At 28.2% G+C, this 609-nt stretch carries 1 protein-coding gene; it reads right to left on the bottom strand.

Annotation, left to right across the window (positions count from 1 at the left end; all coding sequences use genetic code 11):
* Positions 1-34: 34 nt before the first annotated feature.
* Positions 35-609 (bottom strand): IS3 family transposase (locus tag KHA90_RS25145; RefSeq protein ID WP_213308288.1); only part of this gene is annotated, 575 nt, incomplete at its 5' end.

The following is a 609-nucleotide window of genomic DNA, read 5'->3' as shown; positions in this document are numbered from 1 at the left end:
TGGACTGCACCCAAAAGTTTAGACGAATTTATAATTAAATTTGATAATAATGAGCTCGATATTGTATCGGGCTCATTCCTTTTAGATTAAGTTTTATTCGATCATTATTATAATAGTCTATATATTCGATAATTTCCTGTTTTAGTTGATTAGTCGAACTATATTTTTTAAGATAAAACAATTCAGTTTTTAATATTCCGAAGAAGTTTTCAATTATTGCATTGTCTAAGCAATTTCCTCTTCTGGACATACTTTGCTTAATCCCTTTTTGTTTTAATAAATTTTGATATTGTTTCATTTGATACTGCCATCCTTGATCTGAGTGCAATATTAGATTAACCGAGCCTGGTATTTTCTCGAAAGATTTATTAAGCATTGATACGATTTGATTAAAATTTGCCCTTTCAGATAATTCATAACTTATAATTTCCCCATTAAACAAATCAATTATTGGAGAAAGATATAATTTACTTCCTGATACGTTAAACTCTGTAACATCTGTGGCCCATTTTTCATTTGGCATTGCTGCTTTAAAATTGCGCTTTAATATATTAGGCGCTATTTTTCCTTGTTCCCCTTTATATGATTTATACTTTTTTAATCTAATAA

This window comes from Flavobacterium psychroterrae (genome assembly GCF_018380615.1).
Taxonomy (GTDB): Bacteria; Bacteroidota; Bacteroidia; order Flavobacteriales; family Flavobacteriaceae; genus Flavobacterium; species Flavobacterium psychroterrae.
The sequence above is the reverse complement of the archived record's forward strand: the minus strand, read 5'-3'. Positions and strand labels throughout refer to the sequence as shown.